This window comes from Eubacterium xylanophilum ATCC 35991, assembly GCF_000518685.1.
In the GTDB taxonomy this organism is placed as follows: Bacteria; Bacillota; Clostridia; order Lachnospirales; family Lachnospiraceae; genus Eubacterium_F; species Eubacterium_F xylanophilum.
On sequence record NZ_KI912470.1, the window covers coordinates 203,473 to 228,340 of the forward strand.

A 24,868-nucleotide genomic window follows, 5' to 3' on the forward strand; every position below is an offset into this window, starting at 1 on the left:
AGGTGGTGAACATAATGGATTTAGCATCTATTATAGGTTTGATAGGATGCGCGGGCGCGGTGGTATATGGAATCGTATCTGGTGACCAGGGTATGGCCGCACTTGGAAATTTTTGGGATACTCCTTCGTTCCTTATCGTTGTTGTCGGTTCCTTGATGTGTATGTTGACTATGAGAGACGATTTTGGAGACTTTATCAACTGTCTTAAGTCGGCAGGTATTATCATGAAACCACCAAAGGGAAATGAGCAGGAGACTATCCAGACTATTATTGACTTGGCCAATGTGGCCAGAAAAGAGGGACTTCTCCAGTTAGAGGAGTCGGCATCCAACATTGAAGATGAATTCATGAAAAAGGGTCTTATGTTAATTGTCGATGGTACGGATCAAGAACTTGTTGCCAGTATCTTGGAGGCTGATCTTGGCTGTATCGAGGCACGTCATATGAAAGTATGTGCATTTTGGGATAATTTGGCAGCTATGGGTCCTGCATGGGGAATGATTGGTACACTGATTGGACTTATCAACATGCTTAAGCTTTTGGATGATCCAAGTTCTATCGGACCAAACATGGCAGTTGCGTTGATTACAACATTGTATGGTTCGCTTCTTGCAAACTGGATTGGTATTCCCATTTCGACGAAGCTCAAGGCGATAAATGCCAAAGAGATTATGCTCAAAGAAGTAATATGCGAGGGTATACTCTCGATTCAAGCGGGAGAAAACCCAAGAGTTATCGAAGAAAAGCTCAAAGCATTCCTTGCTCCAAAGCTTAGAGAAGGAATGAGCGGAGAGAGTTCTGAACAAGGCGGTGAGTAAATGGCTCGAAAAAAGAAAGCGGAACCAGAATCAGCTGGAGGAGGATGGATTAGCACTTTTGCGGATCTTATGAATTTGCTTTTGTGCTTTTTCGTGTTGTTGTTTTCGATGTCAACTGTAGATGCGGATAAGTATGAAGCGATCGTTACATCACTGTCGGAAAGTATTGATATTTTTAGTGGTGGTGGAAGTACTGTCGGAGAAGGTGCTTTTGTTTCTGATGGGACTACATTCAAGATAAAGCTTGAGCAGTACTTTGATGAATTTGACAAATCGGGTAATGAAGAAGAGACTAAGACCGATGCTTCAGTAACCGGTAAGAACAAAGAAGAAGGCAAGGATGAGTATAATCCTAATCATAATCAGAATATCGATGACAATGATAGGCCGGGGGATAAGAACAAGACTGATGAGAACCAGCAGGCCGCAGCAGATAAAACTGATCTTGAGAAGCTAAAGGATGAAGAACTGGCTAAACTCAAAAAGAAGACCGAAGAGATGTACGAAGAGGTTGCAGAAAAGGCCGGAGATAAGAAGATTGAGGATATGATCAATGTGAATATGGATGAGAAGTTCCAGTATGTGCAGATCAGCCTCAGCGGTGCAGTTTTGTTTGATTCTGGAGATGATCAGATTAAGAAATCGGCCATTCCGATTCTGAGTAAAGTGGGAGACATCTTAAGGATTTATGGAGATAAGAGAATACGTATAGAGGGGCATACGGATAATGTTCCGATTAGCAGTGGAAGATTCAAGAACAACATGTGGTTGTCAACTGCCAGAGCAACTAACGTATTCGAATATTTTGTAGATAAAAAAGGATTATCGCCAAAAAAACTGGAGGCAACAGGTAGAAGCCAGTATGACAGAGTTGCATCCAACAAAACGGCAGAAGGAAGAGCCAAGAATAGGCGTGTAGAGATTAAGATTTATACAGAAGATTAGTGGAGGTAGATCATGAAAAAGAACATTTTGACAATTATAATTGCAGCATCAACAGTATTAAACTTAGTGTTGACTATGGTACTTGTTTTCTCAGTGGTACCTGCCATGAATAAAACCAATAATTTGGTTGATAAAGTTGCTACAGCAGTGGACTTGGAACTTGAGGAGACAGGACAGAGCAAAGGTTATGAGGTTACGGACTTAGAGCCTTATGATATAACATTTGAAAATAAACAGACAATCAATTTGAAGAGAGATCAGAGTGATACAGAAGCTCATTTTGTAATACTTGAAGGTGTAACAGTGTCCTTTAACACAAAGGCGGATGACTATGATGACATATCCGCATCGGTTAAGGGGTCTGGTGTCTATATATCTGACATTGTGAAGGAAGTTATTTCTCAGGAGACGATTCAGACTCTTGACGAGACCAAAATCAAGGAAAAAGCTCTTGAAAAAGTCAAGGAGTTCTATAAGTCAGAATGTATTGTCAGAATATCTCTGAAAGGATACATGTTCCAATAATTTGAGAAATAATTTGTATTATTCACAATATGTGGTATAATAAAGACAAGTGAGGTGAGATTTATGGGAGACGTCTTGTCCCAAAGCGAAATTGACAACTTGTTATCAGCTATGAGTAACGGAGAATTTGATCCGAATAGCGCAGGAACCGAGGATGAAGTCCAAGTCAAGGATTATAACTTTGCCAGACCATCCAAGTTTTCCAAAGACCATCTTAGGACGCTCGTGTTCATATTTGAACACTATGCAAGATTGCTTTCCACAAATTTACCTGTTTATCTTAGAAAAAATGTTCAGGTGGAGGTTATGCACTCGGAGGCGACTACATTTCAGGAGTTTTCCAATTCGTTATTGAATCCTGTTTTGCTTGGTATAGTGAATTTTCGTCCTCTTGAAGGCAATATAATTATAGAACTTGCCAGTGGGTTGGGGTATACCATGGTAGATCGAATGCTTGGTGGATTTGGACTGCCGATAGAAAAGACAAGAGATTTTACGGAGATAGAGCTTAATATCATCGAGAGAATCATGATTGTTTGCACAAATCTTTTAGTAGAGCCATGGGAAAATGTTCTGGAAATTGATCCTTCTCTTGATAGGATTGAGACAAATTCTCAATTTGTTCAATTTATTTCCCCTAATGAGATGACTAGTATTGTGACTATGAGTATAAAGGTCGGGGATGTTGAAGGACTTATGAATATATGCGTTCCATACTCAGTTGTCGAGCCTGTAATCGATAAGATTAATACTAAGTATTGGTATTCGACTACAGAGTCTAAGGACGATGAGATGTATAGAGAAATCATAGAGGAAAATATTAATAAAGCCAAGATTCCTGTCAGGGCAATCATGGGTAAAAGTGTTATCTCTGTTAATGATTTCATGCATATGCAGGTAGGTGATATTATTAAAATCAACACCAAAGTAGATGATGATCTTGATGTTTACGTGGGAAATATTAAGAAGTTCTCGGCTGTTCCGGGAGCTGTTGATGATTCTTATGCAGTGAAGATCAAGTCAATATATAGAGAGGAGTAAAGTGCTATGGACGGAATGTTATCGCAAGAAGAAATCAATGCACTTCTCGGCAGTATGGAGGCTGACGAACCGGTGGAACCGGTTGCTGCTGAAGGGGATTCAGCTCCAGCAGAGGGCGCTGGCGAGGAAGTACGTTTGTCTTCCGATGAGAGCGATGCATTAGGTGAAATTGCCAATATAAGCATGGGAACAGCTGCGACAACGTTGTCAGTTCTTGTCAACAATAGAGTTGAGATTACTACACCTAGCTTGTCATATATCAAGTTGGAAGATCTCAAAGGGTTGTCGGAAGCACCATGTGTATTTATATATATTTCATATAAGAGTGGTTTACAGGGAAGAAATGTTCTTATCATCAAAGAGAGAGATGTAAAAGTCATTACGGATCTCATGATGGGAGGAGATGGAACTAATACAGAAGCAGAGTTGACAGAGTTGCACCTCAGCGCTATATGCGAGGCGATGAACCAGATGATGGGCTCGGCTGCAACATCTATGTCATCTATGCTTGACGAGGTGGTAGATATAAGTCCGCCTACTTCTGTAAAAGTTGATTTTGACCAAGATCAAATCGAGATCGAAGGTCTCGAAGATATGAAAGATAAAACTTTTGTTCAGGTGTCATTTAGAATGACAATAGGTGACTTGGTGGATAGCGAGATTGTTCAGTTGTATCCGATAGATTTTGTTAGAATGATTTATGATAGGTTCACAAGTAATATGGCCGGAGGAGAAGCGGAAGAACCGGCACCAGTACCAGAACCTGCACCGGCACCAATGCCAGACCCGGTAAGTGCTCAGCCACAGGCGACACCACCACAGGGAATGCCTGCAAATCAAGGTATGATGCAACAACCATATGTTGCAGCGCCACAGCAGGAGTTGAATGTTCAACCGGCGCAATTTCAATCATTTGTGCCTATTCAAAATATGGGCGGAATTGCACCAGAAAACATCGATCTGATTATGGATGTGCCACTTGAGGTTACAGTTGAGCTCGGAAGAACAAGTAAATCTATTAAAGAGATATTAGATTTTTCACCAGGAACAATTATAGAGCTTGATAAGTTGGCAGGCGCACCGATTGATGTGCTTGTCAATGGAAAATTCATTGCTCTTGGTGAGGTTGTAGTAATAGAAGAAAGTTTTGGTGTTAGAGTGACAGAGATTATCAAAGAATGATTACGGAGGAAAGATTATAATGGCAAAAAGTGTTCTAATATGTGATGATGCTGCTTTCATGAGAGTCATGATTAAAGACATATTAACTAAGAATGGTTATGATGTTGCTGCGGAAGCAGAGAATGGCATCAAGGCAGTGGAAAAATACAATGAAACTAAACCGGATCTCGTTATGATGGATATTACTATGCCAGAGATGGATGGGATTCAAGCACTCAAGAAAATCAAGGAGATTGATTCAGCTGCGAATATAATTATGTGTTCAGCCATGGGTCAGCAGGCCATGGTTATTGAGTCAATCCAGTCCGGAGCCAAGGATTTTATCGTAAAGCCTTTCCAAGCTGACCGAGTTATCGAGGCCGTTAAGAAGGCGATAGGATAGAATGGGAGAGAATATTTTACAGCTTATTGCTACAATCATCATCTTTGTATTGATTCTTGTGGCAACTTACTATGCAACCAAGTGGATTGCCGGTAGTGGAGCATTGCAAGCTCGGACCAAGAATATTAAAGTTCTAGAGACTTTCAAAATTGGTCCTAACAAATATATACAGATAGTTCAATTGGGTAGCAAGTACTATGCTATCGGTATTTCTAAGGACAATATAACCTTTTTAACATCCTTAGAAGAAGATCAATTGGACTTGACGCCACCTGAGATTAATAGAGATATATCATTTAAGGATGTAATTTCTAAGGCAATATCAGGTGTGAACAAAGAAAATAAATAATTATAAGGAAAAAGGTTTATAGAGATGAGAAAGAACAAAAGGGCGATTATACTAATATGCAAAGTAATACCTCTTTGTTTAGTATTGTGTATATTGACCTTTTTTTCGGATGCAATGGTATATGCTGCTAAGGGAGTCAGCTCCAATGCCAATGTAAACGAAATAGGAGGAAGCACGAAAGGAGAAGTTCAGGATCCAGATGACCCTGAGAATTTTGAATTTAATATAACTACCAATGCAGGAACGTCGAGTTTATCTGCCACTTTGCAGATGGTCCTCGTATTGACAGTTTTGTCTATTGCGCCATCAATTCTTATTATGTTGACGTCGTTCACGAGGATAATCGTGGTGCTACACTTTGTCCGCTCTGCGTTGGGAACGCAAACTACGCCCCCCAATCAAGTTTTGGTTGGGTTAGCGTTGTTTTTGACGTTATTCATTATGTCACCTGTAATTAATCAGGTTAATAAAGACTGTGTTCAACCTTTTCAAAAGGGAGAAATCAAGCAGGAAGAAGCATTAAATGCGGGATTAAAGCCTATAAGAGAGTTTATGTTCAAGCAGACCAATAGGTCGGATATCAAGCTCTTCTTGGAAATCGAAGGCAAAAATGCTGAGATTACATCCAAAGAAGACATACCAACCATGGTCCTCATTCCATCATTTATGATAAGTGAGTTGAGAACAGCTTTTATAATAGGTTTTTTGATATATCTACCATTTATTGTAATTGATATGATAGTATCATCTACTCTCATGTCTATGGGAATGATGATGCTGCCGCCGACGACAATTTCCATGCCATTTAAGATATTGCTATTTGTATTGGCAGATGGTTGGAATTTGATAATCGGTCAACTTGTCAAGACGTTTTATTAGCGGAATATTTTCCTAAAAAACCAGGAGGAGATAGTTCATGACAGAAGCAGATGTTGTTGAAATTTCATATAAGATGATTATGCTCATTATAAAATGTTCCGCGCCGTTGTTGCTCGTATCCCTTATAGTGGGACTTATAATCAGTATTTTCCAGACAGTCACTTCTATTCAGGAGCAGACATTGACGTTTGTTCCGAAGCTAATTGCGATTTTTGTGACATTGCTCTTAGCCGGAGGTTGGATTATGAATAATTGCAAGGATTTTCTGACTGAATTATGCCAGAGTTTCGCTGCATATGTAAACTGATATAGAAATGGTTTGAGAGTATGAATTTTACTGTAGAACATTTGGAATTTTACCTGTTAGTATTAATACGGGTTTCAGCTTTTATACTTGCGGCGCCATTTTTTAGTTATCAGACGGTGCCAAGACGGGTAAAAGCTGTTTTGAGCATAATGCTCGCGATATTTATTATACAGATTATTCCGGTTGAAAAAGTTAGCTATACAGGAGTGCTGGGATTTTCGTCCTTGGTTATCCAGGAAGCTGCCGTGGGAATGATGCTTGGGTTTATGTGCAATTTTGCAATGTATATCGTGAGTTTTGCCGGAAACTTGATGGACATGGAGATGGGGCTATCCATGGCTTCTATGTTTGATCCATCTACTAGGATTCAGGTTACTGTTTCCGGTTCGATTTATAATTATTTGGTTATGCTTGTTTTGATGGCAACCAATATGCATTATGTGGTTATAAGGGCTATTACGGATGCCTTTAAGTATTTTTCTGTTGGCAAAGCGGTGTTTAATGGCGATCTTGCATCTATGACGATAGAGTTTATAACGAACTATTTTATCGTCGGATTTAGGATTGTTCTTCCGGTATTTGCATGTATGTTAGTGATTAATGTTGTTTTGGGCGTTCTCACAAGAGCAGCGCCTCAGATGAATATGTTTGTTGTGGGTATGCAGCTCAAGGTGCTGGCGGGAATTGTAGTACTGATGATTGTCCTGAATACAATTCCGACAGTTGCCAACTTTATAATGGAGCAGATGAAGTCCATCATTGTGGATATGTATAAGTACTTTACCCCGACGAGATAGGTATGGTGAAGGGAAATGCTTGATTTAGATCTCCAATTCTTTGCCGCAGGCGGTGACGGCGGAGAAAAAACTGAAGAAGCCACCCCCAAAAAATTAGAAGATGCCAGAAAAGAAGGCCAGGTAGCCAAAAGTCAGGACATCGGAGTGGCAGTTTTGCTGACTATTTTCTTTGCTTATATGAAAATATTCGGCGGAATGACTTCTGATCGAATCCTTGGAGTTTTTAAATATTATTATGGTCATTTAGATGAGTATGCTTTTGACTTTAATGTGGGGAGAGCGATGAATGCGCTGACCTTCGGCGGAAGAGAGATGTTGATAGTGACGCTCCCTATAATGGGTATGTTGCTTTTGGGAGGCTTTGTTGCCAATGTATATCAAGTAAAATGGCAGCCCACCATGAAACCGCTTCAACCAAAGTTTAGCAAGCTCAATCCCATATCGGGTATGAAAAAGCTCTTTTCCAAGGACAAACTTTTTGAATTGGTAAAGTCGGTAGTTAAGCTGATTGTACTATTTTATGTTGTATATACATCTCTTCAGGATGAGTGGGGATTAATAGTTAATATTTATAGGCTGGATTTGATTCCGGCAGTAAGTTTGGTAGTTGATACTGTATTGAATACAGGTTTAAAAATATGCGTAGTATTTCTCATTATTGCCGTAGTGGATTATATGTATCAAAAGCATAAGTTCCGCAAGGATATGAGGATGTCTAAGCAAGAAGTTAAGGATGAATACAAGAATACTGAGGGTAATCCTCAGATTAAAAGCAGAATTCGCAACAAGATGATGGAAGTATCAAGAAGAAGAATGATGCAAAGTATTCCTGAGGCAGATGTGGTCATCACAAACCCGACCCACTTGGCAGTGGCACTCAAGTATGACAGGGATTTGGCGGAGGCGCCTATTGTACTGGCAAAGGGTGCGGATTATCTGGCCGAAAAAATCAAGAATTCTGCATATGATAACAATATAGAGATTGTTGAGAACAAGCCATTGGCGCGTATGTTGTATTACAACGTGGAGTTGGGTGACCAGATTCCACCGGAGTTGTATCAGATGGTAGCAGAGATACTTGCATATGTATACGAATTACAGGGCAAAGTATCCTAGTATTAAATAAAGTGAGAGAAGGGAGGCGGAACGGCGATGAAAAGAATGGACATAATGCTTGGAGCGTTTGTGTTGATTCCTATTTTGTGTCTCATTATTCCAGTTCCCCTAACCCTTTTGGATATTTTATTTACCCTTAATATATCCCTCTCCATGATAATACTTTTTAATTCATTATTTGCCAAGGAACCCCTTGACATGTCATCGTTTCCAACATTGCTCCTTCTCACAACACTTTTTAGGTTGTCGCTTAATGTAAGTTCCACGAGAAATATTCTGCTAAATGGAGATGCGGGAAATGTAGTAAGTACATTTGGAAACTTCGTTGGTGGAGGTAATCTGGTAGTTGGATTCGTTGTATTTATCATCCTTATTATCATGCAGTTGATGGTAATAAATAAGGGTTCTGAGCGTGTATCTGAGGTAACAGCCAGATTTACACTGGATGCCATGCCGGGTAAACAGATGGCAATTGACGCTGACCTCAATACAGGTGCGATAACAGATGAGGAAGCCAAAGCAAGGCGAGAAAAAATTCAGGAGGAATCGGCTTTTTTTGGTTCCATGGATGGTGCTACTAAGTATGTTAAGGGAGATGCCACAGCTGGTCTTGTCATAACGTTAATTAACTTTGTGGGAGGACTTCTCATCGGTATTTTGATGAATGGAATGGATGCCGGTACGGCACTCCAGACATATTCAATTCTCACTATCGGTGACGGACTTACCAGTCAGATTCCGTCTCTTATGATAAGTTTGGCTACAGGTGTACTTGTAACCAAGGGATCTAAGGAAGCTGATATCGGTGGAATATTGCAAAAGCAACTCTTAGGAACTCCAAAAGTTTTGATTATTGTAGGAGTTGCACTGATTGGACTCGGAATATTTACTCCGATGAATATTATTATATTCTGCGCATATGGTATTGCTTTTATAGTTGCCTCGAGAGTTATGTCCAACGAGCTCGAGCAAGAGGAAACGGCCATGGAAGTCAGCGAGGAAGAAGAGTCTGCAGAGGAGATTCGAAGGCCGGAGAATGTCAGTACATTGCTTAAGGTTGATATGATTGAGCTTGAGTTTGGTTATGGAATCATCCCATTAGCCGATGTGCAACAGGGGGGAGATTTGCTCGATCGTGTTGTTATGATACGACGACAGATTGCTCTGGAACTCGGTTGCGTGGTTCCTATGATTCGTTTGCGAGACAATATTCAGCTCAATCCGAACCAGTATGTTATTAAGATCAAGGGTGTGCCTATAAGTGAGGGAGAGATTCTCTTCGATCACTATATGGCGATGAATCCTGGATTTATAGAGGAAGAGCTAACGGGTATTCCTACTTTTGAGCCTTCATTCCACTTGCCTGCCATCTGGATTACAGAATCCCAGAGGGAGCGAGCAGAGGCACTGGGATATACAGTGGTGGATCCACCTTCAATCATTGCAACGCATCTCATGGAGATTATCAGATCTCACTTGCATGAGTTGCTCACAAGGCAGGATGTTCAGAATCTCATCGACAATGTCAAGGAAGCCAACGAGACACTTGTCAACGAGCTTGTGCCTAAGCTTTTGAATGTAGGTGAGATACAAAAGGTTCTTCAAAATCTTCTTATGGAGGGCATCTCCATTAGAGATTTGATTACAATATTTGAGACTTTGGCGGATTATGCGTCTACGACACACGATACAGACGTTCTGACAGAATATGCAAGACAGAGTCTCAAAGCGGCTATTTCCAATAAATATTTCAATGGAAATGAAGCCACAAGCGTTATAACACTTGATCCAAAGGTTGAACAGGAGATAATGGATTCTGTTAAGCAGACAGAGCAGGGGGCATATCTAGCTTTAGATCCTGAATATACCAGCAAGATTTTTGAGTCTCTCAGAGAAGAGAGCAGCAAGCTTGATGATCTTGGTAAGACGCCGATTATTATTACATCGCCTATCGTGCGAATGTACTTTAAACATTTAACGAGAGAGCAATTTCCTAATTTGCATGTTTTGTCATATAATGAGATTGCTTCTGAGGTAGAACTTCAATCAGTTGGGATGGTGACAGTTGAATGATAATAAAAAAGTTTATTTCTAAAACTGAAGATGAGGCGATTGAACTTGCAAAGCAGGAACTTGGCAAAGATGCTGTTGTCCTTAATATCAAGAAGACAAAGCCCAAGGGACTTTTCAAGTTTTTTGTCAAAGGTAAAGTTGAAGTGACGGCTGCGCTTGAAGAAAATATAGATTATAAAGCCAACAAAGCTCAGTCAGATGGGAATCAGAAGGCCAAGGCAGGCAATACCATTGATTTGGCTGCAGAGGCATATATCCCTGATATTATCGCTGATTCCAAGGAGAAAGACAAGGACAATCCTACTATAGAGGAGAAGCTTGATAGCCTTCAAAAAATCATCGAGAAGCAGATGTCTGATAACAAGAAGAGTGAAAATGTCAAGGAACAAGAAAAATCTGACCAAGATGAGAAGAAGGATGAGGATAAAAAAGACGACAAGGACTCTCAGAAAGACCGAGGTGTCAGTAAAGCTGAAGCTTGCAAGTCTCTGATTTGCAAGCAAATGGTGAAAAATGAGGTAGATGAAGAGATTGCTAAGAATCTCATAGAGGAGATTGACAAGTCACTGCCTAAGGATGCGGCACTGGATCAGATTCTAGGTGTGATTTATCAAAAAATCATTCTCATGCTTGGACAACCTTATGATATAAGAGAAGCAAAGAAGGAGTCCGGCAAGAATGGAAAGAAGGAAGACAAGAAGTGCAGATATGTATTTTTCCTTGGTTCTACCGGTGTAGGTAAGACGACTACAATCGCCAAGATTGCATCAAAGCTTAAGATTGAGGATGAGAAAAATATTGCGCTAATTACAGCAGATACATACAGAATTGCGGCTGTTGAGCAGTTAAAAACTTATGCGAATATTTTAAATATTCCCCTGGAAATTGCTTATACAGAGGGGAAGGGAGATCGTCTGGATGATATGATAACACAGATGGATCAATATGAATACTGTCTGATAGATACCGCAGGTTGCTCTCATAAGAACAAGGAGCAGCTCGGCGAGCTTCAGAAGTTAATAGATATGATTCCTTTGAATCAGAGAGAAGTATATCTTGTGCTAAATGCAGCTACAAAGTACAATGATTTAAAGGAAATAGCAGATGTATATTCCAAAATCACGGATTATAGCATGATTTTTACTAAACTGGATGAAACCTCTTCATCGGGGGTTATGCTAAACATGAGAGAATATACCGGCAAGCCACTATCATATGTCACATGGGGACAAAATGTTCCGGAGGACATAGGCATTGTTGACGCACAGAAAATTGCCAAGAAACTGTTAGGAGGTAATTCATAATGGATCAGGCTGAAAAGCTTCGTAAAATGTTGAAAAGCCAAGCCTCCGAAAAGCGAGAAACAAATGCCAAGGTGGCAAAAGTAATTACTGTCACCAGTGGAAAGGGAGGAGTTGGCAAGAGCAGCTTGTCTGTTAACCTTGCGATACAACTCAGCAGAATGGGCAAGAGAGTCATCGTATTCGATGCAGACATAGGTTTGGCAAACATAGAGATAATGTTGGGGGTTAGACCTATATATAATTTGGCCGATTTAATGTACAGAGGTAAAAATATCAAGGATATTATTACCTATGGTCCGGAAAACGTGGGATTCATATCAGGTGGATCGGGAATTCACGAATTGTCGAATCTCACAAAAGACCAGATTTATTCTCTAGTACATAAGTTGATTGAGTTAGATCAGCTGGCAGATGTTATTATTGTTGACACAGGGGCAGGTATTAGTGATATGGTTCTTGAATTTGTGGCCGCAAGTGAAGAGATTCTCCTCGTGGCAACACCGGAACCAACATCAATTACAGACGCATATGCGCTGCTTAAAACGCTCAACCGCAAAATCAGAGACAGAGCTGATAATACAACTGTAAAGTTGGTTGCGAACCAGGTTAATAACGAGAGTGAGGCAGTGGAATTATATAAGAAATTCGGCATAGTTGTTGATAAGTTTTTGGATATCGGAATTGAAGAGTTGGGATCAGTTCCATATGACAGAGATATGCAAAAAGCAATTATGAAACAAGCGCCGATAAGCATTAGCATACCAAATGCAAAATCAGCAAAAGCAATTGGAGAAATAGCTAGAAAACTTGAAAATATTCAAGAAGAGCCAGAGAATCCAATTGGAATGGTCCGGGTATTTTCCCGCTTAATAAGGTTATCATTAAAGAAAGAAAATAAATGATAGGAGACAGATAATGAACGAGAAAATTAGGATTGGTGACAGGATTGAGTTGCAGCACATTAAGAGCGCTGCGAGAGCAAAATTATCGGATAAAATTTATAGGAGTCAGTTGCTTGATTATGATGGCAATGCAACTCTTAGAATTGCTATGCCTATTTATGAGGGGAAAATTATTCCTTTGGAAATAGGTGACGAATATGAGATAACATTTCTCTCATCAAGAGGAATTAATCTCAGCAGAGGAACGATAATCAGGAGATTTAAAGAGGGAACAACATACTTGTTAGAGGTTAGGTTGGATACTGATATCGTCAAGAATCAAAGAAGACAATTCTATAGACTGGATTACATGATGGAGATGAGATTTAGAATTGTTACTGAACCCGAAGAAGTCTTGAGATATAGATTGAAGATGAACAATTTTAACAGCATTGCTGATAAGATTGAATGCGAGGAGCAAATCGAAAAGATTGAGAAAATCTGGATTGATGCAATGTTGTCAGATATAAGCGGTGGTGGCGGAAGATTTCAGTGTGCAGCTGATGTCAAGCCGCAATCGACAATAGAGGTAGAAATACCTCTTGGAAATATGGTGGGAGATAAGGTATTTAGATCATTTGCAAGAGTTATTGCAGATGAGTATATACCGGATAGTACCAGAGATTATGAGATAAGGTGCGAGTTTGAGAGTTTAGAAAACAGAAAACAGGAAGAAGTAATAAAGTTTATTTTTGACGAGCAGAAGAGAAGGCTGAAAAAGTAGAGGAGATTTACATATGCCTATAAATAAAAAAATACTCGTAATAGACGATTCTGCACTCATGAGAAGGGTATTGAGTGATATAATTAATAATATCGAGGGATTCGAGGTTATTGATTGTGCCGCCAACGGCCTCGAAGGTGTAGAATTGCTTGAAAAAGGAATCAAATATGATTTTATAATATTGGACATCCATATGCCGAAGATGAACGGATTGGAATTCTTGAAGTATATGGGAGAACATAATTATAAAATTCCCGTTATTCTGTCTAGTTCGCTTGCCTCCAGAAGTACAAAGGAGACAATTATCGGACTGGAACTTGGAGCATATGATTTTATCAAAAAGCCCACGCGAATTGGCAAAGACAATGCAGAGGCTTTTACCAATGAGCTCAGGGGGATACTTGCCTGCACATCAGTGTATAATGTGGCAGATACAATTAGAAATTCCTTTGACCGTGTGGAAAAAGCGGAAGTGGTGAAGAAGAAAAATATTCCGCTGAGTGACGACGATGTGATGTTTAGTGATACGATTATTTTTATTGCTACATCTACAGGTGGTCCTAAGGCTTTGCAGGATGTTATTCCGCTATTTCCGGAAGATATTCCATATCCGGTTGTGGTTGTTCAACACATGCCATCCGGTTTTACCAAGTCTCTTGCAGATCGACTCAATGATAAGAGTTATTGTAAAGTTATGGAGACTGCCAATGATATGCAGCTTTGCAGAGGAAATATATATATTTGCAAAGGTGGATATCAGACTAGACTCATAAAAAGAGATGACGGAACTTATGCATTTAATGTCGAGAAGGGAGAGGTCAGAGGAGGACTCAGACCATGTGCGGATGTTTTCCTTGAATCAGCATTGGATGCAAAGATTAAGAATATTTATGCGGCGGTTCTCACCGGAATGGGAACAGATGCTTGTTCTGGACTTAAGAAGGTCAAAGAGAATATTGACGCATATATTGTGGGACAAAGTGAAAAAACTTGTGTTATTTATGGTATGCCAAAGGCGGTTGTGTCAGCCAAAATTGCTGATGATGTGGCAGATATCGGAGAAATAACAAAGACTATTATGAACAGGATTTATTCGTAGTATAAAAGGGATCAAATAATCAATAGCCAGACCTCAAAGCAAGTCGGCAGAACGGAGGGTAAGATGGATACAAGTCAATATTTAGAGTTATTTATTGATGAGACAAAGGAGCATTTGCAAGCTCTTAATGAACATATCCTTGTGCTGGAGAAGGACCCGGAGAATGAAGATACTATTAATGAGATTTTCCGTGCGGCTCATACTCTCAAAGGAATGTCCGGTACTATGGGATTTACCAGAATGCAGAGATTGACTCATGATCTGGAGAATGCCTTTACTGAGATTAGAAATGGCAACATGAAGGCCAATAGCAAACTTGTGGATATCATGTTTCGTGGACTTGATGCCTTGGAACAGTATCTTGATGTCATATCATCCACCGGTGAAGAGGGTACTGAGGATAATGAGGATATTATAAATGACATCAATAATATTATCAAAGAGCAGACAGGCGGTGGCGCTGATGATGCATCGACAGGTGCCAAAACAGAGACAAAGAGCGAGGACAAGAAGACAGAGACAAGTGTTTCTGATCTCGATAAATATGCAAAGATTGAGGTAAATGAATCTGATATCCTTGCTATTGAAGCTGCCAAGCAGGATGGCCATAAAATATATGGTGTAACTGTTTATCTGCAAGAATCTTGTATATTAAAAGCTGCCAGAGCATTTCTCGTATTTAAAAACCTTGAAACTAAGGGTGAGCTCATAAAGTCAGTTCCGACAATCGAGGAAATTGAGGATGAAGAATTTGATTTTGATTTCAGTTGGATTATCGCATCGAAGTCGACAGCAGAGGAAATAGAGAAAGCTGGTATGAGTGTATCCGAGGTTGCACAGGTCAGAGTTGGAGAGTTCAATTACTCTACACCTGCCGAAGAAGAGGTTAAGGAAGAAAAGCCGGCAGATAAGTCTCAAAAAGAAGAAAAAAGTGGCGGAGAGGCTGCTCCTAAGAAAACTTCACATGGAAGTAAAGGGAAAGTTGCCAGCAGATCAGTTCGTGTGGATATCGACAAGTTGGATGTTCTTATGAATCTGGTTAGTGAACTTATCATTGCCAAGAATGGTCTGATTTCTGTCAGGGGTACCGAGGAAATGGCTGCATTTGAGGGCAATTCGGTATTTAATGAAAATCTAGAGTACTTAGAGAGAATTACAACCAATCTTCATGAGTCGGTTATGAAAGTTCGAATGGTACCTATTGAGACGGTAGTAAACCGTTTTCCTCGTATGATTCGTGACTTGAATAGAAAACTGGACAAGAAGATGGAATTATATATGTCCGGTGAAGATACAGAGCTTGATAGAACTGTTATTGATGAGCTGGGGGATCCGTTAATGCATCTTTTGAGAAACTCAGCCGATCACGGACTTGAGAGTAATGAAGAGCGCGTTAAGCTTGGAAAACCAGAAGTGGGATCTATTTACCTAGATGCCTATCAAGAAGGTAACAATGTAACTATTGAGGTACGAGATGATGGCGGCGGAATTGATATAGAAAAGATCAAGAAAAAAGCCTTGGAGAAGGGAACAATCACGGAGCAGCAAGCGGAGACGATGACTGAGAAAGACTATATAGACTTACTTTTTAAGCCAAGTTTCTCTACTGCAGATAAGGTATCTGACATCTCTGGTCGAGGTGTAGGTCTTGATGTAGTTAAGACCAAAATCGAAGCTCTGGGCGGAAGTATCGATGCCAAGACTGTCAAGGGTGAGGGAAGTACATTTACAATTCAACTTCCACTGACTCTGGCTATTATTCAAGCATTGATGATTGTGGTTGCAAATGAAAAGTATGCAATTCCACTGGGAAATATTGATACAATAGAAAATATTAGCCCGGATGATATAAAGTTGGTTCAGTCCAAAGAAGTAATTAATCTGAGAGGAAGTGTAATTCCGGTTGTTCGCATGAGAGAAGTTCTCTGTGTGGATGAAGAGGCGGAAGAGCAAGAGGAATTTATCGTGGTGGTTGTCAAGAAGGGCGATCAGAGACTTGGATTGATTACTGATGGATTGATAGGACAACAAGAGACAGTTATCAAATCTATGGGTCATTATATCACCTGTGAAAAATTGTTTAGCGGAGCTACTATTCTCGGTGATGGTGAAGTTGCATTGATTCTTGATACAAATACAATGATGTAAGGAGGGGTATGAATTATGGATGAAGTATTGGAAAACCAGATTGAAGAAGAGATTCAATATATCGTAATCAATCTTGATAACGAGCAATATGGAATAAACATTGATGTTGTTGAGAGCATAGTGCGTATCCCTAGAATAACAAGAGTTCCAAGGTCTCAGGACTATTATGTCGGAGTGATTAACCTTCGAGGTGAAGTTGTTCCTGTGATGAGCTTGAGAAAGAGATTTGGAATTGAAGAAAAGGAATACAGTAATGCAACTCGTATTATTATTCTCAAGTTGGAAGATCAGTCACTTGTGGGAATTATCGTCGATCAAGTTAGCGAAGTTGTAAATTTAGAAGTTGGTGATATTGAAATACCAAATTTCAAACTCGATGAGAGGACTGCAGGATATCTTTCAGGAATTGGAAAATATGGCAAGGAATTGATTTCATTGCTTGATATCCAAAATGTAGTAGGGGAGCAAAAGGTTTGATGAAAGACAGTATTACAGTTGGATTGTCAGAGTTTAAGATTTGCAAAAGTCCACAGAAGATAGTAACTATCGGGCTTGGCTCTTGTGTAGGTGTTATTATATATGATAAATCTACGAAAACTTGTGGCATGGCACATGTTATGATGCCAGATAGCACCAAGTTTCCACAGGAGAATAACAAACTTAAATTCGCAGATATTTGCTTAAGTCGCATGATTGAAAGCTTGCTTGAGTCGGGGGGTCACAAGACTGAACTTATTGCAAAGATTGCAGGTGGAGCTTGTATGTTTGGCGAATCACAGGACAATCCTTTGATAAATATTGGTGCGCAAAATGTTGAGGCCGTCAGAACATTTTTAGAGAATAATAGTATTCCTATTGTTGCCGAAGATGTGGGTGGAGACTATGGTCGCACACTTGAATTTGATCCGTCTAATGGAGAATTGAAAATTAGGACGGCGATGGGAGAACAGAGTATAATATAGTTGTTAATGGAAATGGTGGTTTTATGAAATATAAGTTTATTCCCGCATTTGTAATGTTACTTGCTGGTTTTATATGTTGCATTATAAGCATTGTACAGCGGTGGGATGTGTTAAGGGCTTTGGGAATATTGGCCGTTGTGCTGATTATTTTCTATATTCTGGGGCAGATATTTGCGCAGGCAATTGGTAAGGTGGTTGTCGAGCGTGAGGCAGCTCTGAAGGCTGAGCGGGAGAGACAAGTTTATGAGGAAGCTGAACTTGCAAAGCAAAGGAAAGAAGAGGCGAGAAAAGCGAGAAATGCCAAGTACCACTCGGATTCCGAAGAAGAGCCTGAAGAAGCAAGTGAATAGTGTGAAATACAAGGGATAGAGAAAGGTAGAAAAAAGTTATGGCAATGAAGGAATCAGAGAGAAAGAAGCTATGGGAGAAGTATAAAGCTAAGAAAACTCCTGAGCTCAGAGAAAAACTTATAATTGAATATGCAAATCTGGTTAATCTTGTAGCCGGACGAATGGGGATGTATCTAGGATATACTGTAGAGTATGATGATCTCGTGGGATATGGTGTCTTCGGATTGATTGATGCTATTGACAAATTTGACATAGAAAAAAATGTTAAATTTGAGACATATGCCAGCTTGCGAATTAGGGGAGCCATACTTGATCAGATAAGAAAAATGGATTGGATACCAAGAGCGCTTCGTCAGAAGCAAAAGCAATTGGATCAGGCAATAGTTAAGCTTGAAGGTCAATATGGAAGACAAGCTACAGATGAAGAGGTGGCAGGTGAGCTGAATATTTCCATGGAAGACTATCACGACTTGAAGAACGAGGTTAGCTTTACAAACCTGGTTTCTCTTGATGATTTTATAGAACAGGGCGGGGATACCAGATATGATGTATCAGGAAGTAGCAGGTTTGAACAGCCTGAGGATGCTATAGAAAAAGAAGAGCTAAAGCAGAGATTGATAGATGCGCTTGGTGTGTTGACTGAAAAAGAGAGAACAGTTATTACATTATACTATTATGAAGAATTGACTCTCAAAGAGGTAAGTAAAATTTTGGAGGTTTCGGAGTCGAGAGTATCACAATTGCATACCAAGGCTTTGACGAAAATCAAAGGACAGATTGGAGATGCAATTGAACTAATTAATTTGTTTTAAAAATGGGTGAAGACATGAAGAATTCGTATTTTCAAGTGATTTGTAAGAATAACAAAACATATCTACAGGTGACCCCGGGAGACGAGGGATGTGAAAAATTATCTGTGGATGAAATAACAAGATACATCGATTTTATCAATATTGATAGGATCGATGTTGTTGCGCTAAAATCTTACATTGACAGTGAGAATTATGAAACACCATTTTTGCTGTCTATGGAGACTATAATGCCAGAACGCGAGCATCTTGACATAACTGTTAAAGATGAGGGAAGAACGGCAATAGCAAGGTTTTATCCCCCAGCAGCTGGAGGAGACTTGATCGACAAAGAGGAGATTATAAGTGATATTCAGTTTATGGGAGTGATTCATGGGATTGATGAAAATGCCGTGGACGATTTTATTGAAAATAGGCAGTATTGCACAGATTACGTGATTGCGAGGGCAACCGAACCTATAGAGGGCTATGATGCCTCTATAGAGTATTTTTTTGATATAACTACAACGGTAAAACCCAAACTCAATGAGGATGGAAGTGTTGACTTTCACCAATTGGGGAATATCAAAGCAGTAGAGGCGGGAGATATGTTGGCAAGACTCACGCCGGCTATGCGCGGCAAGAATGGAATTGACGTCAGAGGCAAGGAATTATTGGCGAAGAAAGTAAATACCAAGAGCCTTCGATATGGTAGAAATATTCGTATATCTGAAGACAAATGTACTATTTATTCGATGGTTTCAGGTCATGTATCCCTTGTGGAAGATTTAGTAATGGTATCAGATATTTATGAGGTACCAGCCAATGTAGATACATCTACTGGTGATATTGATTACAATGGAAGTGTAAAGGTCAATGGAAATGTCAATACCGGTTATTCGATTCGTGCAACAGGTGATATAATCATAAATGGCGCCGTAGAGGGAGCGGATATATATGCAGGTGGTAACATTGTCATCCTTCGTGGTATGCAGGGAATGAGTCGCGGTCGAATAGAAGCCAATGGAAATATAACAGCCAAATTTATAGAAAATAGTCAAGTTGTATGCGGTGGAGACCTTAAGTGCGATGCGCTTTTACACAGCGATGTGGAGTGCAAGGGTAGTATAGCCGTTCTTGGAAGAAAAGGCCTGATTAATGGTGGAAATGTTCGGTCTTATGGAAAGATTGAAGCTAGTAATCTTGGCTCCAATATGGGTTCTTCTACAAAAGTAGAATTAATTTCCGGAATAGAACTCAGTAAACAGATCAATAGTCACGAAAAAAAGATAGACGAGGCTAGAGCATCAATTAATAAGCTCAATGAAGTTCTCGAGGTTATTAAGGAGTCCATCGAAATTGAAGATGAAGTAAAGGAAGCACACATACAATTTCTCAAGACAGCCATATCCTCAAAACCAAAGCTTTTGAAGGAGATTAGCGTTTTGAGAGAGAGGATAGAACTGGCTGAGGAAATACTAGAGAGGACAAGAAAAGCCTCCATAAATGTAGGTGGGAAAGTATACTCAGGAGTTAAGATATCAATTCATGATGTATCGCTTGTAATTAGCAAGGATACTTCACACTGCAAGTTTGTGAGAGATGGAGCGGATATTCGCTCTAAAGCCCTTTGATTTTGAAACAAGAGGAGATGATATTATGCCGATAAGTGGAATAGATGCGGCTACACTGGCGCCGCGAACAAACGAAGCTGCTGGTTATGCCAATAGAGAGCAGATGATGAATCAAAATATCTTGGATCAAGGAGCATTTTCACTACAGAGAAATGTGGAGCATGATGCCCACAGAGCAGTGGAAAGTCAGAAAAGTGAGACCGAGAATATGGATAGAGATGCCAATCCTGACCATAGAGGGGGCGGTAACAGAAATCGCAAAAAAAAGGATAATGGTCAAGAAGAGGTAATGGCACCTAGATCAGATAGTAAGTTTGATATTATGATTTGACGGAGGAAACATGTTAGCAATAGAGATTATAATCCTTGTGCTGGGATTTAGCTTTATAGGAATTAGTTTTTTGGTTGGAAGACATAATTCTTATGAAACTGTAGATGAAGGTGAGGAACCTAATTCGATTCAGATTTGGTCCCACAAAGAAGAGGAACTGATAAAAAGACAAATAGATAATATTCTCACAATTTCAAAAGAGGAAGTCCTGTTAGAAGCTGATGAAATTCTCAATAAAAAAAGCAATGACAAAATCATGCAATTTGATGAGTTTGCCTCAGAAGTGATGGCCAAGATTGAGAACAACCATGAGGAAGTCGTATTTATGTATAGCATGCTTGAGGACAAAGAAAAATCACTCAAGGAAATAATGGCTAAGACCAATCAATATGGCTCTACCAGAACGGATAATTTGCAAGGACAACTAGAAATAGAGTTGTCATCCAAGGGCAAGAAAAAATCTGGAAAGCCAGAGAAAAAGTCAAAGGTTTCAGAGGATACCGTTGCAGAAATAATCGATCCGTCTGAGAAATCCAGCAGAATCAAAGATAGGATAATAGAGGCTTATAAGAGTGGAATGTCAGTAATGGAGATTTCCAGAGAGCTTCAAATTGGTCAGGGTGAGGTCAAGTTGTTGATTTCGCTTTATTGTAAGTAGATAGTTGTAGATTGGTGAGAAGCAAAACATGAAAAACAGTAAGAGTGTAAAGAGAGTTGTAAAAAGATGAAAGTAAGAATAAGAAAAACTGTAGCCATAATTTTGTGTATTTGTATGTGTGTCACACCCCTCAGCATAGAAGCAAAAACAAAAAAGACATCGGGGAAAGATGGAAAAAATATAACATGGAACTATGATAAGCAAACAAAAACCTTAACATTTTCTGGATCAGGACCGATTTCAGATTTTGAGATGGATGGACATAGTGCAGAACCAGGATGGTATGATTGGAGTGAAAAGGCAGAACATGTAGTGATAGAGGAGGGAATAACGGTAATAGGAGAAATGGCATTGTATCATTTTATGAACGTAAAGTCTGTTAAATTGCCAGAAACTTTAACAGAAATAAAATGCGATGCGTTTGAATATAATTTGGAACTAAAGAATATCAATCTTCCTGAAAGTCTTAAGACCATTGGTGAGGGGGCGTTTGAATTGTGCCGTAAACTTGAAATAAGTGAAATGCCTAAAAATGTAAAAAGGATTGGGGAAGGTGCATTTGAGAATTGCCAAACAATAAAGAAATTTACATTTCCTAATAACGTAAGAAAAATAGAAAGAAGAGTGATGGGAGATAATAGGAATTTGCAAGATGTTAGGCTGTCGAGCAATGCAACAAGAATATGTGGAGGGGCGTTTTATAATTGTAAGAAACTAAAAGTGTTGGATATTCCTAAAAGTGTTACACGTGTGGCGATGAGTGCTTTTAAAGGTAGTGGATTGAAAAAGATCGTATTACCGGAAAATGTGAAGAGAATTGATAACGGAAATGAAGATGGTCGTAAAGTTTTTAAAAAGAGGTATGGTTTACTTCCGACTAAAAACCTTCGTGTCATAGAAATCCATTCAAAGAAAGTAAAAAAGATTGAAAAGAATTCCTTTGGTGGCTTATCACGCAAAGTGGTAATCAAGGTGCCAAAGTCCGTGAAAAAGAAGTATATCAAAATGCTTAAAAAGAGTGGATTGTCAAAAAAGATAAGGATTAAGGCTTTAAAGAAGAAATAGGATTTTCTGTAATAGTTCGTGAAACAGAGATGTTGTAAGTGGATGAAATCACTGAAGCGCAAACTAAGAAAAGAAGTTGTGAAAAACCTTGCAAATAAGAATGTAAAAGGGGTTGACTAAAAAATGGAAGTAAGAATAAGAAAAATTATAGCAATAATTTTGAGTATTTGTATGTGTATCACACCCCTCAGTATAGACGCAAAAACAAAAAAGACATCGGGGAAAGATGGAAAAAATATAACATGGAACTATGATAAGGGAACAAAAACCTTAACATTTTCTGGAACAGGACCGATTTCAGATTTTGAAATGGATGGACATTGTCCAGAACCAGGATGGTATGATTGGAGTGAAAAGGCAGAACATGTAGTGATAGAAGAGGGAATAACGGTAATAGGTAAAACGGCTCTTCGTGATTTTTTAAATGTGGAATCAGTTGAACTACCAAAGACTTTAACAGAAATAAAATACGATGCGTTTGATTATAATTTGGAACTAAAGAATATCAACCTTCCTGAAAATCTTAAGACCATTGGTGAGGGGGCGTTTGGATCGTGCCGTAAACTTGAAATAAGTGAAATGCCTAAAAATGTAAAAAGGATTGGGGAAGGTGCATTTGAGGATTGCCAAACAATAAAGAAATTTACATTTCCTAATAACGTAAGAAAAATAGAAATAGGAGTGATGGGAGATAATAGGAATTTGCAAAGTGTTAAATTATCAAGCAATGCAACAAGAATATGTGGATCAGCATTTTTTAATTGTAAGAAACTAAAAGTGTTGGATATTCCTAAAAGTGTTACCCGTGTAGCAATGAGTGCGTTTGCAGGAAGTGGATTGAAAAAGATTATATTGCCAGAAAATGTGAAGAGAATTGATAACGGAGATTATGGCTGTAAGGTTTTTAAAAAGATGTTTGATTTACTTCCGACTAAAAACCTTCGTGTCATAGAAATCCATTCAAAGAAAGTAAAAAAGATTGAAAAGAATTCCTTTGGTGGCTTATCACGCAAAGTGGTAATCAAGGTGCCAAAGTCCATGAAAAAGAAGTATACTAAAATGCTTAAAAAGAGTGGATTGTCAAAGAAGATAAGGATTAAGGCTTTAAAGAAGAAATAGCTTGTAAGACAATTTTAAATAATGGAGGAAATAGAAGTGAACGCAAAGATGTTTTTTCGCGGTCTTGGAATAGGCATGGTTTTAACAGCGCTTATTCTATGTATTTTCTATAGACATGACAGTGAGGTTGATATTATACGGAAGGCAAAGCAGCTGGGAATGGTATTTCCAAATGTTGAGTCAGCTAGTGTAGAGTCAGCTGTCTCAGAACAAGCCAAACAACCCACACCAATTCCGACAGTAAAACCTACTGCAAGACCGAGAAAGGAAAAGAAAGAAGATAAGAAAGTGATTTCTACAAATGTAGAAACGAGCACATCTGAGATAAAGGATTCCAAGAAAACTAGGGAGATGAAGCAAAAGTTAGAAAAAAGTCGGCAGGATATAACATCTGCCTCAAGATATAATAATAGAAATGAGCAGTAAATTGCTTTATTTTTACAAAACAAAACAACAAGAATAGGAATGATAGTATTATGAAGGTGATAGAAGGACAGGCTTTTGATGAAGAGAGAGCCTTATATAATGCTGTGGATACAAGAGTTGAAAATTGCATATTTGATGGCCCCGCAGATGGGGAGTCTGTATTAAAAGAGTCGCGTAATATAGAAGTAGTTAATTGCAGGTTTTCTCTTAGATATCCTCTATGGCATGTTCAAAAGTTTTTAATGGAAGACGTGTCTATGGATGAGTTGACTAGAGCTGCTATCTGGTATTCAAACTTTGGATATATTAATAATTGTACTCTTGGAGGAATCAAGGCGATTCGAGAGTGCAGTAATATCATAATAGAGAATTGCAAAGTGAACTCTGTTGAGTTTGGTTGGAAGTCGCAGAATATAGTAATCAATGATTCTGAGCTTGAGTCAGAGTATATATTCTTTGACACAAGAGATGCGGAACTAAATAACGTCAAAATGAAGGGAAAGTACTCTTTTCAATATATGGATAATCTCACAATTAACAATTCAATTCTAGACACCAAAGATGCCTTTTGGCACAGTAAAAATGTCACGGTCAGGGATAGTGTGGTTAAGGGAGAGTATTTGGCATGGTTTTCAGAAGGCTTAACTCTTATAAATTGTCAGATTATAGGAACACAACCCCTTTGCTATTGCAAAAATTTACGATTAATTAATTGTACCATGGAGGAAACAGATTTGTCTTTTGAATATTCTGAAGTGGATGCAGACGTAAAAGGAAATATCATCTCTGTTAAGAATCCAAAATCAGGAAGAATCGTGGCGGACTCTATTGGAGAAATTATTAATGAAGATTCTGTTATGGAATGTGACGCGGACATAATTATACGTTAGCAAGGAGGAGTTTGT

Annotated in this window: 28 protein-coding genes; all 28 read left to right on the plus strand. The window is 39.0% G+C overall.

Annotated elements, in window-relative coordinates; genetic code table 11:
- Positions 1-14 precede the first annotated feature (14 nt).
- Complete coding sequence (locus L877_RS0108150; protein ID WP_026835635.1) at positions 15-818, plus strand: motility protein A; 804 nt, start codon at positions 15-17, stop codon at positions 816-818.
- Entirely contained in the window at positions 819-1,763 is a 945-nt protein-coding gene (locus tag L877_RS0108155) for an OmpA/MotB family protein (protein WP_026835636.1), read from the plus strand. It begins immediately after the preceding gene.
- A gap of 12 nt (positions 1,764-1,775) precedes the next feature.
- Entirely contained in the window at positions 1,776-2,288 is a 513-nt protein-coding gene (locus L877_RS0108160) for a hypothetical protein (RefSeq protein ID WP_026835637.1), read from the plus strand.
- A gap of 63 nt (positions 2,289-2,351) precedes the next feature.
- Positions 2,352-3,329: a flagellar motor switch protein FliM gene (fliM, locus tag L877_RS0108165; protein ID WP_026835638.1), complete on the plus strand. Its 978-nt coding sequence runs from the start codon at positions 2,352-2,354 to the stop codon at positions 3,327-3,329.
- A 6-nt stretch (positions 3,330-3,335) separates the two neighbouring features.
- Positions 3,336-4,511 (plus strand): flagellar motor switch phosphatase FliY, encoded by a 1,176-nt coding sequence (gene fliY / locus L877_RS0108170; RefSeq protein ID WP_026835639.1) that lies wholly within the window; start codon positions 3,336-3,338, stop codon positions 4,509-4,511.
- Positions 4,512-4,530: 19 nt separating this feature from the next.
- A complete protein-coding gene (locus tag L877_RS0108175; RefSeq protein WP_026835640.1) occupies positions 4,531-4,893 on the plus strand; it encodes a response regulator in 363 nt (120 codons plus the stop codon).
- Position 4,894: 1 nt separating this feature from the next.
- A complete protein-coding gene (locus L877_RS0108180; protein WP_026835641.1) occupies positions 4,895-5,242 on the plus strand; it encodes a flagellar biosynthetic protein FliO in 348 nt (115 codons plus the stop codon).
- 24 nt (positions 5,243-5,266) lie between these two features.
- Positions 5,267-6,121: a flagellar type III secretion system pore protein FliP gene (fliP, locus tag L877_RS0108185; protein WP_026835642.1), complete on the plus strand. Its 855-nt coding sequence runs from the start codon at positions 5,267-5,269 to the stop codon at positions 6,119-6,121.
- Between the two features lie 37 nt (positions 6,122-6,158).
- Complete coding sequence (gene fliQ / locus L877_RS0108190) at positions 6,159-6,428, plus strand: flagellar biosynthesis protein FliQ (RefSeq protein WP_026835643.1); 270 nt, start codon at positions 6,159-6,161, stop codon at positions 6,426-6,428.
- A 20-nt stretch (positions 6,429-6,448) separates the two neighbouring features.
- Positions 6,449-7,225, plus strand: coding sequence for a flagellar biosynthetic protein FliR (gene fliR / locus L877_RS0108195; protein ID WP_026835644.1), 777 nt, complete (start codon positions 6,449-6,451; stop codon positions 7,223-7,225).
- Positions 7,226-7,240: 15 nt separating this feature from the next.
- On the plus strand, positions 7,241-8,341 hold the full coding sequence (flhB, locus tag L877_RS0108200; RefSeq protein WP_026835645.1) for a flagellar biosynthesis protein FlhB: 1,101 nt from the start codon (positions 7,241-7,243) through the stop codon (positions 8,339-8,341).
- 36 nt (positions 8,342-8,377) lie between these two features.
- Entirely contained in the window at positions 8,378-10,414 is a 2,037-nt protein-coding gene (gene flhA, locus L877_RS0108205; protein ID WP_026835646.1) for a flagellar biosynthesis protein FlhA, read from the plus strand.
- Positions 10,411-11,718 (plus strand): flagellar biosynthesis protein FlhF, encoded by a 1,308-nt coding sequence (locus tag L877_RS0108210; RefSeq protein ID WP_026835647.1) that lies wholly within the window; start codon positions 10,411-10,413, stop codon positions 11,716-11,718. Before flhA ends, L877_RS0108210 begins: the two co-directional genes overlap by 4 nt.
- Positions 11,718-12,620, plus strand: a complete 903-nt coding sequence (locus L877_RS0108215; RefSeq protein ID WP_034785435.1) for a MinD/ParA family protein — start codon at positions 11,718-11,720, stop codon at positions 12,618-12,620. Before L877_RS0108210 ends, L877_RS0108215 begins: the two co-directional genes overlap by 1 nt.
- Before the next feature lie 13 nt (positions 12,621-12,633).
- On the plus strand, positions 12,634-13,383 hold the full coding sequence (locus L877_RS0108220) for a flagellar brake protein (RefSeq protein WP_026835649.1): 750 nt from the start codon (positions 12,634-12,636) through the stop codon (positions 13,381-13,383).
- 13 nt (positions 13,384-13,396) lie between these two features.
- On the plus strand, positions 13,397-14,482 hold the full coding sequence (gene cheB / locus L877_RS0108225) for a chemotaxis-specific protein-glutamate methyltransferase CheB (RefSeq protein WP_051437764.1): 1,086 nt from the start codon (positions 13,397-13,399) through the stop codon (positions 14,480-14,482).
- Positions 14,483-14,545: 63 nt separating this feature from the next.
- Positions 14,546-16,630 (plus strand): chemotaxis protein CheA, encoded by a 2,085-nt coding sequence (locus tag L877_RS0108230; RefSeq protein ID WP_026835651.1) that lies wholly within the window; start codon positions 14,546-14,548, stop codon positions 16,628-16,630.
- A 15-nt stretch (positions 16,631-16,645) separates the two neighbouring features.
- A complete protein-coding gene (locus L877_RS0108235; RefSeq protein WP_156923016.1) occupies positions 16,646-17,107 on the plus strand; it encodes a chemotaxis protein CheW in 462 nt (153 codons plus the stop codon).
- Positions 17,107-17,592, plus strand: coding sequence for a chemotaxis protein CheD (locus L877_RS0108240; RefSeq protein WP_026835653.1), 486 nt, complete (start codon positions 17,107-17,109; stop codon positions 17,590-17,592). The genes L877_RS0108235 and L877_RS0108240 overlap by 1 nt, the downstream gene beginning before the upstream one ends.
- A gap of 23 nt (positions 17,593-17,615) precedes the next feature.
- Positions 17,616-17,942 carry a hypothetical protein gene (locus tag L877_RS12740; RefSeq protein WP_034785437.1) on the plus strand — a complete coding sequence of 109 codons (327 nt, stop codon included), beginning with the start codon at positions 17,616-17,618 and terminating at the stop codon, positions 17,940-17,942.
- Between the two features lie 38 nt (positions 17,943-17,980).
- Positions 17,981-18,754: a FliA/WhiG family RNA polymerase sigma factor gene (locus tag L877_RS0108250; RefSeq protein WP_341349140.1), complete on the plus strand. Its 774-nt coding sequence runs from the start codon at positions 17,981-17,983 to the stop codon at positions 18,752-18,754.
- Positions 18,755-18,789: 35 nt separating this feature from the next.
- Entirely contained in the window at positions 18,790-20,364 is a 1,575-nt protein-coding gene (locus tag L877_RS0108255) for a DUF342 domain-containing protein (protein WP_207637251.1), read from the plus strand.
- 25 nt (positions 20,365-20,389) lie between these two features.
- Positions 20,390-20,695 carry a hypothetical protein gene (locus tag L877_RS0108260; protein WP_026835656.1) on the plus strand — a complete coding sequence of 102 codons (306 nt, stop codon included), beginning with the start codon at positions 20,390-20,392 and terminating at the stop codon, positions 20,693-20,695.
- Positions 20,696-20,705: 10 nt separating this feature from the next.
- Positions 20,706-21,353 carry a DUF6115 domain-containing protein gene (locus L877_RS0108265; protein ID WP_026835657.1) on the plus strand — a complete coding sequence of 216 codons (648 nt, stop codon included), beginning with the start codon at positions 20,706-20,708 and terminating at the stop codon, positions 21,351-21,353.
- A 66-nt stretch (positions 21,354-21,419) separates the two neighbouring features.
- Positions 21,420-22,418: a leucine-rich repeat domain-containing protein gene (locus tag L877_RS0108270; protein ID WP_026835658.1), complete on the plus strand. Its 999-nt coding sequence runs from the start codon at positions 21,420-21,422 to the stop codon at positions 22,416-22,418.
- Positions 22,419-22,541: 123 nt separating this feature from the next.
- The gene (locus tag L877_RS0108275; RefSeq protein ID WP_026835659.1) at positions 22,542-23,537 is read left to right on the plus strand and encodes a leucine-rich repeat domain-containing protein; all 996 of its coding nucleotides are present in this window, start codon (positions 22,542-22,544) and stop codon (positions 23,535-23,537) included.
- A gap of 36 nt (positions 23,538-23,573) precedes the next feature.
- A complete protein-coding gene (locus L877_RS0108280; protein ID WP_026835660.1) occupies positions 23,574-23,963 on the plus strand; it encodes a hypothetical protein in 390 nt (129 codons plus the stop codon).
- A gap of 50 nt (positions 23,964-24,013) precedes the next feature.
- Positions 24,014-24,853 carry a DUF3737 family protein gene (locus tag L877_RS0108285; protein ID WP_026835661.1) on the plus strand — a complete coding sequence of 280 codons (840 nt, stop codon included), beginning with the start codon at positions 24,014-24,016 and terminating at the stop codon, positions 24,851-24,853.
- Positions 24,854-24,868 lie beyond the last annotated feature (15 nt).